Raw genomic sequence first — 15,912 nt, forward strand, 5'->3', positions numbered from 1 at the left:
TATTTTCCGACATAATTACACTCCTTTTAGTTTTAGTATGTAAAATTTTTAATTAGTAAAATCCAAAAAATATAAGTTATAATTAGACTAAATACTGCTAAAGTCATATAAGCACTTAATTTCATTTGATATTTATTTTTAATTAAGTTTTGCTCTCTATTCTGGATGGCTTTATCTATAAAATAATTTTTCAAGAAAATACAATTAGCTTCTTCAATCTCATTTTCAACATAAAAATTGATTAACGATGCATTGTAAGATAATTTTTCTTTAATTTCTTTAATCGATATCAAATAATAACTATTTTTATAATAAGTTTTTAGAAAATAATATAATGTAATTAAAGTTAAAACAGCAGAAACTAATTCAAACAAAAAGAATATAATTGGTATGATTTTAAATACTAAATTCAAGTCTGTCAGTATTCCAATTATAAATGTTTGTCCTGTGCATAAGATTGTAAGTAGTGTTAAAGACGTTCCAATTTTGTTGTTCATAGCGTCTTTATATTCAATTTCTTTATAATATAATTCTTTGTATTCGGCAACTAAATTAAGTTTGTCCATGATATCCCCTTGTACAATAATCATATATACAACATCTCTTAAATATAGTAACATTTTTACAAATATTGGTCAATGTTAATATTATAATAAGATAGTAATGATTTTCTGAATGTTTAATAGTTTTTATGTGTGAACAAATATAATAAAATTTAAAACTTTTAGGACAGGTATTTAAGTATAGCTGTCCTTTTTTTGATTGGAAAGAAGGATGATTAATTATAGAAGAAATTTTAAAGGATTGCCCTGATATTGTTGGAGTTAATGATTTACAGAATTTATTACATATTGGCAGAAATAAGGCATATGAACTATTGAGGAATAATGAAATACGCTCTATTAAAATTGGAAGAGATTATAAGATACCTAAAAGATGTATTATTGACTATATTTATAACGGATTAGGAATTCAAAACAATAATGCTTTATGTTATAATATTATTGATTTTAAAAGTGGGCTATCAATAAAAGGAGAGTGAAACTATGACTGGTAGCCTTCAAGAGAAAAATAATAAGTTTTACGTTGTCCTTAACTTTAAAGTGGAAGGTAAAAGAAAACAAAAATGGATACCATCAGGGTTAGATGTTAAAGGCAATAAAAGAAAAGCCTTAGAATTTCTAAAACTAACACTTCAAGAATATGAAAAAAATGAAGAAAAATTAGTTGGTTCATCTAAAATGTTATTTGCGGATTTCATGTTGGAATGGCTAGAAGTAATTAAGACTACAGTTAGACCAAATACATATTGTTCATATGTAACCGTTGTGAAAGCTCATATTGAGCCGTATTTCAGAAAAGAAAAATTAAATCTTCAAGACTTAAAACCTATTCATATTCAAAAATATTATTCTTATAAACTTGAGACTATAAGTGGAAATACAGTGATCAAACATCATGCTAACATTCATAAAGCATTGGCTTACGCAGTTACTCTTGAATTGATTCAGCATAATCCAGCAGACAATGTATTGTTGCCAAAGAAAAAGAAGTTCAAATCTAGCTATTATGATGTTGAGCAAATTAATAAACTATTGCAAATTGTAAGAGACACAAGCCTTGAAACCCCTGTACTATTAACCTCATATTATGGATTTAGGCGTAGTGAAATATTAGGTTTAAAATGGAGTGCAATAGACTTCAAGCAAAATGTAATCCACGTTGACCACACTGCTATATTGGTAGGAAGTCAAACAGTTTACGATGATGTGACTAAAACAAAATCCAGTTGCAGAACTTTGCCATTGGACAAGAATATTAAGTCATATCTTCAGAAATTAAAAAAGAAACAATTAGAAGATAAAATGTTGATGGGAAATTGTTACCAAGATAATGATTATGTGTGTAAACGGCAAGATGGAAGTCTGATAAAACCAAACTATATCTCACAAGCATTTAAAGATATTCTGGTTGAAAATAATATGCCATCAATAAGATTTCATGATTTGAGGCATAGTTCAGCATCTATGTTGTTAAATTTGGGGTATAGTATTAAGGATATTCAAGAATGGTTGGGGCATGGAGATTACGCTACCACAGCTAATATTTATGCTCATTTGCAATATGAATCTAAGGTTAATATGGCAAGTGAGATTGAAGGGAAGTTGGCTATATATTAAGACAGGATTACTTCTAACCACTTCTAACATTTTTCTAACCAATGGCGTAAAAATGAGAAGTAAGCAAACTTAACGAAATTTGTGTAAAAGTGGTGAAAACTCAGTAAAATCAATGGTTCGAGCGGTGCTAGTTAAACTTAATTAATGCTGAAAAGTGATTGATAACATATAGATTTTTAGATTCAGGTTCTAGTCGGGGTTTTCCTGGTGCAGGTTCAAGTCCTGTCATCCGCATTATTGCTGAAGTCTTGAAAATCAACATTTTCAAGGCTTTTTTAGTGCTTAAAATTTGCTTTTTAAGCCTTGAATAGCCTTAAAAGAAGGGTATGAAACTAACGAAGATGTAACCATTTAATTGTCTTAAGAAAAATATGGAAATTTATAGAAATAATCATTGCAATTTAATTTGAACGTAGATAAAATACAATAAGACAATACAAACGTAGTAATTGATTTCATTGCAAAAATTCCGAAAATAGGGTGCTTATCTACACAGTTAAAAAAAGGAGCCTTTATTACAGAAATTTAGAACGTTTGGAAAAATTCAAAATTTACGGGAAAAAGATTTCTTATTCTGCAAAAGCAACAAATTGTGAACGCAAAGTAGAAGAATCAGAATGATACAAATTTTATGATATATATGTTTTAAAGCGAATTCTCATAAAGCAAAATATTTATTAGATGAATGTATAAGAAATTTTAATGGTTAGAAAAGCATAAGTATTTCGTCAGAAGTGGGTTGAACCCGTATATGACCTTTCTTTAGCTATGATAAAATAGGGTTTAGATATTTGTGATAAGGAGTTAAGCTATGAAAAGAATATTACTGTTTCCAGTAGCAATGGGATTAATGATAATTGGATTGATATGGTGGAGCAATAAAGAGGAAATTATGCACATAGGAGTAAATGCAGAAATTTTAGAGATCAATAAAGAACTAAAAGGTTTTGTAGTTAAAAGCTTAGACGAAGACAGTGTTTTAGGGGAAAAGTGTTATATCAGCTGTGAGAATCCGGAAGTGTATTTTATTTATGTCGACTATGACACCAGAGAAGTTCAAAATTTGACATATGATGATTTCGTTGTTGGAGATGAAATTACAGTAGATGTAAAATCGGTTGAAAAGAAATATGCGTTAACTTATAGGGTACAACTGCTTACGCAAAGATTATGAAAAATGGGGAGTGTTAAAATTCCTGGTAGATACGGGGCTGAAAAGAACCGGGGTTTCAACAAAAGAAAGCCAGCATCGATTAGACGCTGGCCATAGATAATCTATGATATGGAATTTACCTTAAGCTGTACACTGTACATCGTTGTTTGGGGTATTTTGCGCACCCAGAAGAAAGAACACCATGCCGATGACACATAATAAAGTAGAAATCCATAGCATAACGCTTACATTGAAATACTGTAAAATATACCCACCTGAAAGGCTGCCCAGGATATTTCCCACTGTAATGCCAACTGTGATAAGGGCTTGCCCTTTGACTTGATCGCATCTTCCTAAGACTGCACTAACATAATATACGATTGCCGCCGTAAAAGGAGCGAAGGAGATGGCTTGAAAGCTTAATGCCAAATATAACATGGTTAAGTTTGAGGCAAGTGTTATGCCAAGGCCTTTCATAACAAAGAAAACTGCCGTAAAACGAAGCAATTTTCCGCAATTCCATTTGCGAATCATCCTTGTGCAAAAAAGCATTGCGGGAACCTCCAAAAGGGCGGTATAAGCCATAATTTGCCCCAATGCTTCATTTCCTGCCCCGATGTGCTTTATGATATGTATCATATAGTTGCTGATTGCGCTATGGGATATAAAAATGCAAGCGATTCCTATGACGAGCAGGGCAAAGCGAGGATTATTTTTTAATACTGTAATGCTTCCCCCTTGTACCAAATCTATGGTTTGCTGGCTTCCCATTTCCGGAAATTTTTGAAGGAAAAGCAGAAGAATTATGATTAATCCACAGGCAATCAAAGGCAGGCAGTTTGTAGAAAAAATAACAGTGAGTGTTCCTAAAAAGAATGTCAAAACAGAGTATGATAATGAGCCGATACCCCTTGAAACCCCGAAATTTAGAGGGATTCCGTTTTGAATCAGTTGGATGCCCAAGGCACTTAATATTGGCTGTGAGGAAAGCTGCAAAAGAATGAGCAGACTATACAAGATTGCCACGATGATTTTAGGCAAGGGAAACACAGCCAAAAGGAGAAAAGGGACAATTTGCGCCAAGTAAAGGAGCATAAGCACCCGTTTTACGGTAAAATGTGTGCCTTTATCTGCCGCACCGGCAATGATGGGTTGTAAAAGGACAGAAAGAAAGCTGGAGACAGCAATGAGCGTTCCAATACTGCCATTGGAAAAACCGTGGTCTAGAAGGAATAAGGCTGTAAAGCTTACAACACAGCCGTAACTCATCCAATAGAACCCTTGCAAAGCACCATAGAAATAGATTAAATTATCCCTCTTCATTTTTTAAACCTCATACAGTTAATGGGTAATGATTTCTGCTCCATCCTCCGTTACAAGAACGGTATATTCCCATTGGGCGGATAGGGAACCATCTTTCGTGTAAATTGTCCACCCGTTTTCTTCATCTTGGTAAAATGGCTCTTTTCCTGCATTTACCATAGGTTCGATGGTGAATACCATGCCGGGAACCAAAAGCATTCCCGTTCCCCGCTTGCCAATATGGCAAACATAAGGGTCTTCGTGGAAGTCATTTCCAACGCCATGGCCGCCAATATCTCTTAATACTGTATAGCCGTTGGCATAAATATATTCACTGATAACAAAGCCTATATCCCCTAAAAAACCCCAAGGTTTTACTTCTTTTAAAGCCAAATCCACAGATTCTTTTGTCACTTGAACCAGTTTTTTTGCCTCCGGGCTGACTCCTCCAATGCAAAACATACGAGATGCATCCGCATAATAGCCGTCTAAAATTGTTGTTACGTCAACGTTTATAATGTCCCCTTCTTTTAAAACCTCATCGGGAGATGGGATGCCATGACATATTACATCATTGACAGAGGTGCACACACTTTTGGGATATCCGCAATAATTCAAGGGTGCAGGTATGCCGCCGTGGGAAACGGTATATTCATGAACCAGAGTGTTGATATCGTCGGTGGACATACCGGCGCAAATTTTTTCGGACACCATATCCAAAATTTCCGTATTTAATATTCCGGCTTTTCGGATACCTTCAATTTGAGCCGGAGTTTTAATGATTTTGTGTGAGGGAACCGTGGCGCCCTTTGCTTTATATTGTGCAAGTTTTTCATCCAATACTGCATGGCAGTGTTTATATTTTTTACCGCTGTTGCACCAGCAGGGGTCGTTACGACCGAGCTTCATAAATGGTCAGATCCTTTCTTAAAATTAATTTAGTGTGTTAGAAAGCCATATTTATTGGTTTTTTGCAAAAAAGTTTCACAAACAGCAGAGGGAACTCTTATAAAGTAGTTTTTTGTCTATTTGTGAGTAAATTTAGGAAGAACACACAATAAATAAAAGGTTTTTTCAAAACACCTAAAAAAATCATTTACAAATTCAATTTTCATAGTAGCATAAAAGAGAAGGAATAACAATAGAGATATTGCTTGACTGGAATTTATATCAGTGGTATTACTAAAACATATGGAAGCAGATAAAAATGGAAAGGATGGGAAAATTATGATTTTTCGCAGCATTGAACAGTTAATTGGAAAAACACCATTATTGGAATTGACGCAGTTTGAAAAAAAATATGAGTTACAAGGTAAATTACTTGCAAAGGTGGAATTTATGAATCCCGGCGGCAGCGCAAAAGACAGGGTAGCCAAGGCGATGATTGAAGATGGAGAAAAAAGGGGTATTTTAAAAGAAGGGGCAACCATTATTGAGCCTACCAGCGGTAATACGGGGATTGGCTTAGCGGTAATGGCTGTGGCGAAAGGATACCGTGCTATCATCGTAATGCCGGATTCTATGAGTATGGAACGTCGTTTGCTTATGAAAGCCTTTGGTGCAGAGTTGGTGCTTACTCCGGGTGCAAAAGGGATGGCGGGAGCCATTGAAAAAGCGGAAGAATTAAATAAGGAAATTCCTAATTCTTTTATCCCCGGACAGTTTGATAACCCGGCGAATACAAAGGCTCATTATGATACTACGGGGCCTGAGATATATGAAGATACGGAGGGAAAGGTGGATATTTTTGTTGCGGGTATTGGCACCGGAGGTACAATTTCAGGTGTGGGTAAATATTTAAAAGAAAAGAATCCAAACATTCAGGTGGTTGCTGTTGAGCCTGCTTCCTCTCCTTTGTTATCCAAAGGCGTGGCAGGTTCCCATGGTATTCAGGGGATTGGTGCAAATTTTGTTCCTTCTATATTAGATACCCAAATATATGACGAGATTATTACTGTTGAAAATGAAGAAGCCTTTGAAATGGGACGGGATATTGCGAAAACAGAAGGTCTTTTGGTGGGCATTTCTTCAGGAGCAGCTATCTTTGCCGCAAAGAAATTGGCAGAACGTCAGGAGAATGCGGGAAAAAATATTGTTGTGTTTTTACCTGATACAGGTGATCGCTACCTTTCCACAGCAATGTTTGCTGAAGGATAATGGGTGAGCGGAATCATTTGACAGCGGCCTTAGCGGCCATTCTTATGGTTGTTGACCATATTGGTGCCATATTTTTTCCCGGTGAAATAGGTCTGCGTTTAATTGGTCGGCTGTCTTTTCCTTTGTTTGCATACGGAATTGCCCAGGGGGTAACTTATACATCCAATTTCTATAAGTATATATTCCGTATTCTTTTGGCGGCAGTTATTTCTCAGCCTATTTATCAGAGGGCATTTTACAGCACCAACTTGAACCCTTTATTTACTCTGGCACTGGGGGCAGTGGTATTGCGGCTCTGGAGAAAGGGAGAAAAAGAGAGGTTTTTGGCAGGGATATTACTGATTCTTTCTTACTGGTTCAAAAGCAGTTATAGTTGGTACGGCGTTGCTACTATTTTTTTATATGGATTCTATTATTGTGCCAAAGAGATTTCTTTTTACGGACAGGTGCTACTTCAGATTTTGTATGGATTTTTTACAGGCACATGGTTACAAAGTGCTTCCCTATGTGCTTTTCCTTTGGCGGGGAAGAAATGGAAACAAACGGTGCATTTGCCGAAATATTTTTTCTATGTATTTTATCCTATGCACCTACTCATTTTAATAGGTGTCAGAGGAATACTATATTAAAAAACGGTCTGCTAAGTTCTGGCAGACCGTTTTTTAATATAGATGATATCTATGATAAAGGAAAGTTTTTTTAGGTATATTCTTGTTTTTTTGGTTGGCGAATGCGGATAATGGTCCGTAATATAACAGCAACAACAGGACCCAGAAGTAACCCCCAAAACCCAATGCACTTATATCCAAAATACATGGAAAATAAGGTGAGCAATGGGTGCATTCCGATTTGCGCACCCAATATTTTGGGCTGCATTAGCTGGCGCACAATCTGAACAATTCCATAAATCACAAGGTATCCGATGCCTAGGCCCGTATTTCCTAAAACAAAGTGAATAACCGCCCCGGGCCAAAGAATAAATCCGCTTCCGAAAAAAGGGATTGCGTCGATAACGGCGATACAGACACTGATTAATAGGGCATAAGGGGAACGCAGAATATATAATCCAATGACGCAGATGAGAAAAATATAAACCATCAGAATCAATTGGGTTTTTACATATCCCCAAAGGGAGGCTGCCAAATCCTTCTTTGTTGCTTCCAGAGAAATGCCCAACAACGGTTCTACATGGGTTTGATATGCCAAATGAATACTTTCTCGATCCTTTGTTAAAAAGTATGCGGAGAATAAAGCAATGAAAAAACCCAGTAAAACCTTAGGTACGGCAGTAATGGCTGTGACGGAGCCGCTGCTTTGTACCAAGGAAAGCAAAATCCCAAACAGTTTCTCATGCAAGTTGGTGGTTGCATTAAAAATGCCGTCAGGCAGGTGGATGAGAAGCTCATCTACTCTTGCCCAGAATAAGGTGAAACCTTCCTCCATCTTTTTCAAATAAAAGGGCAGATCGTTGAGCAAATTTTGTAGCTGTTCATAAAGCCCATTTCCTGCAAAATACCCTAAAAGAGCCAGGACAGAAATAAGAAGAACAATGCCCAGCAAAGCACCTGCCCAACGAGGAATATGATGGTTTTCCAATTTATCTGCCAAGGGATTAAACATTAGGCTTAATAACCAGCCGAAAACAAAGGGCAGAAAAATGGGGAACAGGTAGCGAAAAAATAGAAAGCAGGCAAGGATTCCTCCGCAAAGAATTAAAAAATTTTGTATTGCCTGTCTGTTTTTCATGTAAAAATCCTTCATATCATCCCTCCTTATCAGGATAACCTGCCATATTATGTAATTATATAATATGATAAAAGGATTTGGTACAAGTTTCACAAGAATTAAAGAATAATTAATTTTTCTACCATGAAAGACAATAAAACAGTTTACGCAAATTGTCCGGTTAAGCCCTTCCGTTTTTGGCGCAAAATTAAATATTATTAATTTCAGCGGAGAGGTTTACCATTTCAATGGCTGCCAATGCAGTATCATAACCTTTATTGCCTGCTTTTGTTCCAGCACGTTCAATGGCCTGTTCGATATTTTCCGTTGTGACTACGCCAAACAGTACAGGGGTGTTGGTTTCCATGGAAAGATGAGCGATGCCTTTGGAAACTTCGCTGCAAACATAATCATAATGGGTTGTAGCTCCGCGGATGACTGCTCCAAGGCAAATAATTGCATCAAAGGTACCGCTGTTTACCAGAAGCTTTGCCGCAGCGGGAATTTCAAATGCCCCGGGAACACGCACCAAAGAAATATTGTCTGCATCTACACCATGACGCAAAAGCGCATCCTCAGCTCCTTCAATCAACTTTCCAACAATAAAGTCATTAAAACGAGCAGCTACAATGCCTACCTTCATATCTGTTGCAATTAAATTTCCCTGAATTAATTTCATAGTATAATCCTCCTAATAGAATCATTTTGAGATGAGTGAATTTATTTTTTCGTTAAGAACTCTGAGAACTTGTATTACCCCTTAAATTGTATGGGAAAAAATATGCCCCATCTTTTCTTGCTTGGTGCGCAAGTATTCCAAATCGTGTTCTTGAGGTGCGATTTCTATGGAAACACGTTTTGTGATATCTACACCAAATCCATCCAGACCATAAACTTTTTCGGGATTATTGGTGAGAAGATGTAATTCTTTTGCGCCTAAGTCCTGTAAAATTTGTGCACCAATCCAATATTCTCTTAAATCCGGGGCAAAGCCCAAGGAGATATTTGCTTCTACGGTATCTTGTCCCTGTTCCTGCAGAGCATATGCCTTTAATTTATTAATGAGACCAATGCCTCTGCCTTCCTGACGCATATATAAAAGAATGCCTCTGCCTTCTTTTTCAATTTGGCGCATGGCGGCTGCCAACTGCTGTCCGCAGTCGCATCTGCAAGAGCCGAACACATCTCCTGTTAGGCATTCCGAGTGCACACGGCATAAAATATCTTTTCCGTCGCCGATTTCGCCTTTGACCAAAGCAACATGATGTTCTCCGGTAATATCGTTGACATAACCGTAAATTTTAAATTCTCCGTAAGGGGTGGGAAGGTGTGCAGCTGCTTCGCAGTGGACATGTTTTTCATGGCGGCGGCAGTAGTTTTGTAAATCATGAATGGTAATGAATTTTAAATTATATTCTTCTGCCAACTTCCAAAGTTCCGGTGTTCGCATCATAGTGCCATCCTCTGCCATGACTTCGCAGCAAAGGCCGCATTCCTTTAAGCCAGCAAGACGCATCAAATCCACAGTGGCCTCGGTATGTCCTTCTCTTTTTAAAACACCGCCTTTTCTGGCAATGAGGGGGAACATATGCCCAGGTCTACGAAAATCTTCGGGTTTTGCGTCATCTTCCACACATTTCAACGCTGTAACGGAGCGTTCTGCGGCGGAGATGCCTGTGGTCGTATCTACGTGGTCAATGGAAACGGTAAAAGCGGTGGAATGGTTATCCGTATTTTCTGAAACCATTTGGGGTAAGCCTAATTTGTGCCCTAATTCTTCATTCATGGGCATGCAGATCAAGCCTTTTCCGTATTTTGCCATAAAGTTTACGTTTTCTTGAGTTGCAAATTCTGCAGCACAGATGAGATCACCCTCGTTTTCACGATTTGGGTCGTCGGTAACAAGAATGATTTTTCCTTGTTTTAATTCTTCTAAGGCTTCTTCGATGGTGGTATAAGTATACATTTTTTCTCCTCCTAAAATCCGTTTTCTTTTAAAAATTCCAAGGTTAAAGGTTTATCCTGTTGCGCACTGTTATTTTCCAAAAAGCGTTGGATATACTTGGCGATAATATCTGTTTCTAAGTTTACCTGATCGCCTATTTTTTTATCCAATAAAGTGGTTTGCGTTCCTGTATGGGGAATAATACCTATAGAAAATTGTTCGTTATCTACAGAAATTACGGTTAGACTAACACCGTCAATGGCGATGGAGCCTTTTTCGATGATTTGTTTTAATAGGTCTGGGTCAGCATTGATGAAAATTCGGGTTGCATTGCCCTCATTCTTTTTGCCGGAAATAATGCCTGTTCCGTCAATATGACCGCTTACCATATGCCCTCCAAAGCGTCCGTTTGCTGCCATTGCCCGTTCCAGATGAACGGGAGTACCTTTTTGAAGTTGGCCTAAATTGCTGCGTTTTAAAGTTTCGGGCATAACGTCTGCGGTAAAGGATACTTTGGTCAAATTGGTTACGGTAAGGCAAACGCCATTGACTGCAATACTGTCTCCAAGCTTTGCGCCTTCTTGTATTGTTTTGGCGTGGATCACCAGCTGACCACCGCTGTTTTGAGAAATTACTTTATCTATGAAACCAATTTCTTCGATTAATCCTGTGAACATACAGCGCCTCCTTTTGTTTCAATTTGATACTCTAGTAAAATATCCCCCTCCAGCGTATTACTATGCAAGAGTTTCAGTAAAAAAGCGTCTTTCGGTTCAAGAATTCCCTCACCGCCCACTGGTGTTTTTGCGATATTACCGCCGAAAATTTTGGGGGCGAAATAAATATAGAGCTTTTGTGCAAGGTTATGTTGTAAAAACCCATAATGGATGGTTCCGCCGCCTTCAACCAAAACGCTGTCGATTCCTGTTTCTCCCAGCTTTTTCATTAGCATGGGCAGAGAAACTTTGCCATTTTCATCGGGTAACTGCCATAAAGTAAGTCCTAAGGCCTCCAAAGATTCTTTTTTGTCAAAGGGATCTTGGGCATAGGCAATAATTGTGTCATATTCCTTCGCCGTTTGGCAGATTTGGCTTTCCGGGGGAATACGCAGACGGCTATCGCAAATAATTCGAAGGGGTTGTGTTCCGTGTTCCAGCCGACAATTTAATAAAGGATCATCCTGTAAAACCGTTTCAATGCCCACTAAAATACTACTGTATTGATGGCGCAGGTGATGAGCATGATGGCGGGAGGCCTCATTGCTAATCCATCGGGAGGCGCCTGTGGAGGTTGCGATTTTTCCATCAGCAGTCATGGCATATTTTAAAGCGACATATGGCATTTTTGTTGTAATGTAATGAAAAAATACGTCATTTAGTCCATCACATTCTTTTTGAAGAAAATGCTCTGTTACGGTAATGCCATTTTTTCGCATGATTTCCACACCTTTGCCCTTAACAAGAGGGTTAGGATCGGAAGAACCAATGACGACACGTTTAATACCTGCCTCGATGATGGCTTCTGTGCAAGGGGGGGTACGGCCTTGATGACAGCAAGGTTCCAGGGTAACATATATGGTTGCCCCTTTGGGGCTTCTTTTACAGTCAGCAAGTGCCATACGCTCGGCATGGGGTTGACCGGCTTTATGATGATAGCCTTCGCCGATAATTTTGCCATCTTTTACAATAACAGCACCTACCAAAGGGTTTGGGCTTGTGTACCCCAAAGCTTTTTTTGCTAAAAAAACAGCTCGTTTCATATATTTTTCATGAAGCATAAAAATAACTTCCTTTCTTTCAGGGAAAGAATGGGAGAGAATTCCCAAGGAAGGGATGGAAGAAGAGGCCTCCGAAGGTGGAGGGAAAAGCGATTATTTGAACATGAAAAGAAAAATCTTTTAAAAAATAATCGCAAATTCAAAATAAAAGCCCTGTATGTGCTAAAAAAGCTCATACAGGGCATATCAAACATTTTCATACAGCAAAAAGCGTCCATAAAACTAGTAAAAGGTATTATGGGTATGCCAAATAGACATAATAAACCATAGCTGTATTATAGGGCAATCAGAAACAGATTACCACCTTGATGTTTGCTCTTCTTCCATCCAGACTATACTGTCGGTTTTGGAATCTCACCAAATCCTGCGTAACAACGCTCGCGGACTTTACCGCCGATCGGGAATTTCACCCTGCCCTGAAGAGGTATTATATATTTATATGACATTATTATACACTTCTTCGTTCATTTTGCAAGAGGAATTTTCAAGAAAAAATATGCTCTAAATATTAAGGAAGAAAGTGGGCAAAAATGGGCTATTAAATTTTATTTATTAGCGTTTTTCATAGGGAAAAGGATGCCTTTTTGTATAAGATGGTGATTGTAACTTTGTGAAAACTATTATACAATAAATAGATAAAACAATGTATACAGTATTATTAAGAGGTCATATTTTGAGAGAATTAAAATTAAAAGCGCGAGCAAAAATTAATTTAACATTGGATGTGACAGGTAAACGGGAAGATGGCTACCACCTGATCAAGAGTATTATGCAGACGGTAAGTCTATATGACGGAATTTACATGAAGCGTATCCGCACAGATACCATTCTTATTAAAACCAATCTGCCTTGGCTACCCGCGGATAACCGCAATTTGGCATACCGTGCGGCAGAGCTGATGAAAACAAGGTTCAACATTGCGGAAGGCGTTTATATTGAAATTGATAAGCGTATTCCTGTGGCGGCAGGCTTGGCAGGGGGAAGTGCGGATTGTGCGGCTGTTATTGTGGGAATGAACCGCTTGTTTGGATTGGGGCTTTCCTTAAAAGAATTGGAAAGCATTGCTTTTTTATTGGGTTCGGACATCCCTTACTGCGTTCAAAGGGGAACGATGTTAGCAGAGGGTGTTGGAGAAATATTGACACCGGTGAAATACCCGTGTCCTTTGTGTTATGTTGTATTGGCAAAACTTCCCGTCAGTGTTTCTACGGCGATGGTTTACCGTAAATTAGACTGGCAGGAAATTGAGAATCATCCTGATACAGAAGGGATGATACAGGCTATGGGTGAGGCGGATATTGGGAAAATGGGCAGGCTTTTAGGTAATGTGCTGGAAACTGTGACCATACCCATGTATCCCAAAATTGCTCAGCTAAAAGAAGAAATGCTTCGTCTTGGTGCAAAGGGTGCCTTGATGAGCGGAAGCGGTCCGACGGTGTTCGGATTGTTTCCGGAGGAAGAGAATGCAAAAAATGCGGCGGTAGCAATTCGAAAAAAATTCGGTTTGAAGGAGGTTACTGCCACAAAGATTTATCACGGAAACGGTGGTAAGGGAGGAGAAGAGAGGAATGGAAGAAACAAAATTTATCATTAATGGCAACGAGTACCTTCCTTTAAGGGATGTTGTTTTTAATACCCTTAGGGATGCCATCCTTACAGGTAAATTGATACCTGGGGAAAGACTGATGGAAAATCAATTGGCGGATAAGCTTGGTGTAAGCAGAACCCCTGTGAGAGAAGCCTTGCGTATGTTGGCTTTAGAAAATCTGGTGGAGCTTGTACCCAGAAAAGGTGCCCAGGTGTTGGATATGAGTGAAAAGGATATTATTAATATCTTAGAGGTCAGAGACGCCTTAGAAAGCTTAGCAACCAGCATTGCCTGTAAAAAGATGAGCAAAGAAATGTTACAGCAGTTAAAACTTGTGGAGGCTGAATTTGAACAGGCAATTGAGGTAAATGATTTGGAGCGAATTATTCAGTTGGACGAAGACTTTCATGATTTGATTTTAGAATCCACAGAAAATGATAAGTTATCTCATATTTATCAAAATCTGCGTATTCAGCTATATCGGTATCGTATGGCTCATTTAAAGGTGGATAGCTCTATTCCTGCGATTATTGCCCATCACAGAGGAATTTTACGTGCCATTGAAAATCATGACGCTGAGGAAGGGGCAACTGTTGCCCATGGCCATATTAAATACCATACAGAGTTCATTTTACGTTCCATTCACAATAAATAATAGTACAAGGTTGTCAAATGTTTAAGGAAACAAAGAACCGACAGGTTTAAAAAATATATTAAACTTTTTTAATTGAACAGAGGGAAAAAGGTCCGATTGCTTGCACAAGATTTACACTTTTGAAGCAATGGGACTTTTTTATTTTTGCAGGAAAATTTATTTTTTCATTTTTTTTGATACAGGTTTATCATTCCTTTGAAGAATTAAGTTACAGTTTTCCAATAGTTCTTTCTTTAATGGTGTCTTTTGCTTGCAATCCGTTGTTGAATAATTTAAAATGATAGTAGTTTTAGACGAATCGTGTAAGAAAGAAGGTGGCGTAAAGGTGGCCGAAGGAAAAGATAATTTTCCCCGTAGACAAGAGCGGGAATTATATGGCGTGAAAAAGGAGAGAACGTCTAGACGAGATAATACAAGTCAGGGCAGAAGGCCACAAAAGGCGCAGAATACGGAGAAACGAAAACACAGAAAACGTAATGTATTGAATAGAAAGCAGATCATTTGGGGAATCGGCCTAGTGTTTTTGCTGATAATCCTTTTCTTCTTTTTACGGAAAAATGGAACGGAAGTTTTTGTTGGTTCAGAGAGTGTTGGTGTATTGGAAGGAAGGTCTGCTACGGCGGAAACCATTACAGATACAATTGAAACCCAGCTTGCGGGGATTGTAGGCACTGAGGTTAAGTTAAACGAAGAAATAAAGACGGTACGCATTCATATTGGAAGCAGCCGAAAAAAAGATATTTGTACACTGGAGCATTTAATACCAAAGATACGAAATATGGTGACATATAAAGTGAATGCGGCGATTATTATGATTGATGGAGGCAAAGGGGTTGTTTTGGCAAACGAAGAACAGGCAAACAATGTTTTGGATGCCATCAAGGAGCCATATCTTCCGGCGGAGGGCGTTGATGCAACGGTGGAATGGGTGGAAAGTGTTACCATTACCACGGATTTTGTTGATTCTAAAGAGGTGCTTTCAGAAAGTGATGCAACCTCTGTTTTGCAGGCTACCACTACTGTAACGGGAACTTATACCGTACAATCCAATGATGCCTTATATAAACTTGCGCAAAACTATGATTGCTCTGTAGAGGATTTGCTTAATTTGAATGAAGGGCTAACCATTGAAGCGGGTATTCGTGTGGGGCAGGTTCTCAATGTGCCTATTCATAAACCGAAGCTGTCCGTTAAAACCAATGAAACACAAGTTTTGACTACGGTTGAACCAAAAACTTATGAATATCAAACGGATAATACTCAGCCCAAAAGCTATCAGAAAGTGACACAGCAGGGGAGGGCAGGTCAGAAAAAAAGCACCATTCAAATTACGAGGATAAACGGATTTGTTCAGGAGGAGAAGGAAATTTCGAAAGAAATTATTACTGAGCCTATTCCTGAAATCATCGTAAGAGGAACCTTATAATAAA

16 protein-coding genes and 1 riboswitch are annotated in these 15,912 nt (G+C 38.1%); of the genes, 8 read left to right on the forward strand and 8 right to left on the reverse strand.

All coding sequences use genetic code 11. From position 1 onward, the window contains the following. Positions 1-32: 32 nt before the first annotated feature. Positions 33-590: a hypothetical protein gene (locus tag P9Q65_RS00005; RefSeq protein ID WP_304507025.1), complete on the reverse strand. Its 558-nt coding sequence runs from the start codon at positions 588-590 to the stop codon at positions 33-35. 224 nt (positions 591-814) lie between these two features. Here P9Q65_RS00005 and P9Q65_RS13350 point away from each other — a divergent pair, with 224 nt between their 5' ends. From P9Q65_RS13350 to P9Q65_RS00020, 3 genes are all read left to right on the forward strand, one after another. After that, positions 815-1,042: a helix-turn-helix domain-containing protein gene (locus tag P9Q65_RS13350; protein ID WP_304507193.1), complete on the forward strand. Its 228-nt coding sequence runs from the start codon at positions 815-817 to the stop codon at positions 1,040-1,042. 4 nt (positions 1,043-1,046) lie between these two features. Further along, entirely contained in the window at positions 1,047-2,180 is a 1,134-nt protein-coding gene (locus P9Q65_RS00015) for a tyrosine-type recombinase/integrase (RefSeq protein ID WP_304507026.1), read from the forward strand. An 811-nt stretch (positions 2,181-2,991) separates the two neighbouring features. Further along, positions 2,992-3,354 (forward strand): hypothetical protein, encoded by a 363-nt coding sequence (locus P9Q65_RS00020; protein ID WP_304507027.1) that lies wholly within the window; start codon positions 2,992-2,994, stop codon positions 3,352-3,354. 120 nt (positions 3,355-3,474) lie between these two features. Here P9Q65_RS00020 and P9Q65_RS00025 read toward each other — a convergent pair whose 3' ends face one another. Both P9Q65_RS00025 and P9Q65_RS00030 read right to left on the reverse strand, forming a co-directional pair. Then, positions 3,475-4,656 (reverse strand): MFS transporter, encoded by a 1,182-nt coding sequence (locus P9Q65_RS00025; protein WP_304507028.1) that lies wholly within the window; start codon positions 4,654-4,656, stop codon positions 3,475-3,477. An 18-nt stretch (positions 4,657-4,674) separates the two neighbouring features. Continuing rightward, a complete protein-coding gene (locus tag P9Q65_RS00030) occupies positions 4,675-5,544 on the reverse strand; it encodes a methionyl aminopeptidase (RefSeq protein ID WP_304507029.1) in 870 nt (289 codons plus the stop codon). Between the two features lie 318 nt (positions 5,545-5,862). Here P9Q65_RS00030 and cysK point away from each other — a divergent pair, with 318 nt between their 5' ends. Then, the gene (gene cysK / locus P9Q65_RS00035; protein WP_304507030.1) at positions 5,863-6,792 is read left to right on the forward strand and encodes a cysteine synthase A; all 930 of its coding nucleotides are present in this window, start codon (positions 5,863-5,865) and stop codon (positions 6,790-6,792) included. Beyond that, the gene (locus P9Q65_RS00040; RefSeq protein ID WP_304507031.1) at positions 6,792-7,421 is read left to right on the forward strand and encodes a TraX family protein; all 630 of its coding nucleotides are present in this window, start codon (positions 6,792-6,794) and stop codon (positions 7,419-7,421) included. Before cysK ends, P9Q65_RS00040 begins: the two co-directional genes overlap by 1 nt. Positions 7,422-7,491: 70 nt before the next feature. Here P9Q65_RS00040 and ytvI read toward each other — a convergent pair whose 3' ends face one another. The 5 genes from ytvI to ribD all read right to left on the reverse strand — a co-directional run bounded on the left by ytvI (position 7,492) and on the right by ribD (position 12,239). Then, positions 7,492-8,553 (reverse strand): sporulation integral membrane protein YtvI, encoded by a 1,062-nt coding sequence (gene ytvI / locus P9Q65_RS00045; protein ID WP_304507032.1) that lies wholly within the window; start codon positions 8,551-8,553, stop codon positions 7,492-7,494. 172 nt (positions 8,554-8,725) lie between these two features. Further along, a complete protein-coding gene (gene ribH, locus P9Q65_RS00050; RefSeq protein WP_304507033.1) occupies positions 8,726-9,196 on the reverse strand; it encodes a 6,7-dimethyl-8-ribityllumazine synthase in 471 nt (156 codons plus the stop codon). Positions 9,197-9,277: 81 nt separating this feature from the next. Next, positions 9,278-10,483: a bifunctional 3,4-dihydroxy-2-butanone-4-phosphate synthase/GTP cyclohydrolase II gene (locus P9Q65_RS00055; protein ID WP_304507034.1), complete on the reverse strand. Its 1,206-nt coding sequence runs from the start codon at positions 10,481-10,483 to the stop codon at positions 9,278-9,280. A gap of 11 nt (positions 10,484-10,494) precedes the next feature. After that, the gene (ribE, locus tag P9Q65_RS00060) at positions 10,495-11,139 is read right to left on the reverse strand and encodes a riboflavin synthase (protein WP_304507035.1); all 645 of its coding nucleotides are present in this window, start codon (positions 11,137-11,139) and stop codon (positions 10,495-10,497) included. After that, positions 11,124-12,239, reverse strand: a complete 1,116-nt coding sequence (gene ribD, locus P9Q65_RS00065) for a bifunctional diaminohydroxyphosphoribosylaminopyrimidine deaminase/5-amino-6-(5-phosphoribosylamino)uracil reductase RibD (protein ID WP_304507036.1) — start codon at positions 12,237-12,239, stop codon at positions 11,124-11,126. Before ribD ends, ribE begins: the two co-directional genes overlap by 16 nt. A 311-nt stretch (positions 12,240-12,550) precedes the next feature. Continuing rightward, positions 12,551-12,667: riboswitch (FMN riboswitch) on the reverse strand. A gap of 245 nt (positions 12,668-12,912) precedes the next feature. On the opposite strand from ribD, the gene ispE reads away from it, so the two are divergent. The 3 genes from ispE to P9Q65_RS00080 all read left to right on the forward strand — a co-directional run bounded on the left by ispE (position 12,913) and on the right by P9Q65_RS00080 (position 15,908). Then, a complete protein-coding gene (gene ispE, locus P9Q65_RS00070) occupies positions 12,913-13,833 on the forward strand; it encodes a 4-(cytidine 5'-diphospho)-2-C-methyl-D-erythritol kinase (RefSeq protein ID WP_304507037.1) in 921 nt (306 codons plus the stop codon). Beyond that, positions 13,808-14,482, forward strand: coding sequence for a GntR family transcriptional regulator (locus P9Q65_RS00075; protein ID WP_304507038.1), 675 nt, complete (start codon positions 13,808-13,810; stop codon positions 14,480-14,482). Before ispE ends, P9Q65_RS00075 begins: the two co-directional genes overlap by 26 nt. Before the next feature lie 325 nt (positions 14,483-14,807). Beyond that, positions 14,808-15,908 carry a G5 domain-containing protein gene (locus tag P9Q65_RS00080; protein ID WP_304507039.1) on the forward strand — a complete coding sequence of 367 codons (1,101 nt, stop codon included), beginning with the start codon at positions 14,808-14,810 and terminating at the stop codon, positions 15,906-15,908. Positions 15,909-15,912: the final 4 nt, after the last annotated feature.

The sequence above is a fragment of the Anaerotignum sp. genome (assembly GCF_030625865.1).
In the GTDB taxonomy this organism is placed as follows: Bacteria; Bacillota; Clostridia; order Lachnospirales; family Anaerotignaceae; genus Chakrabartyella.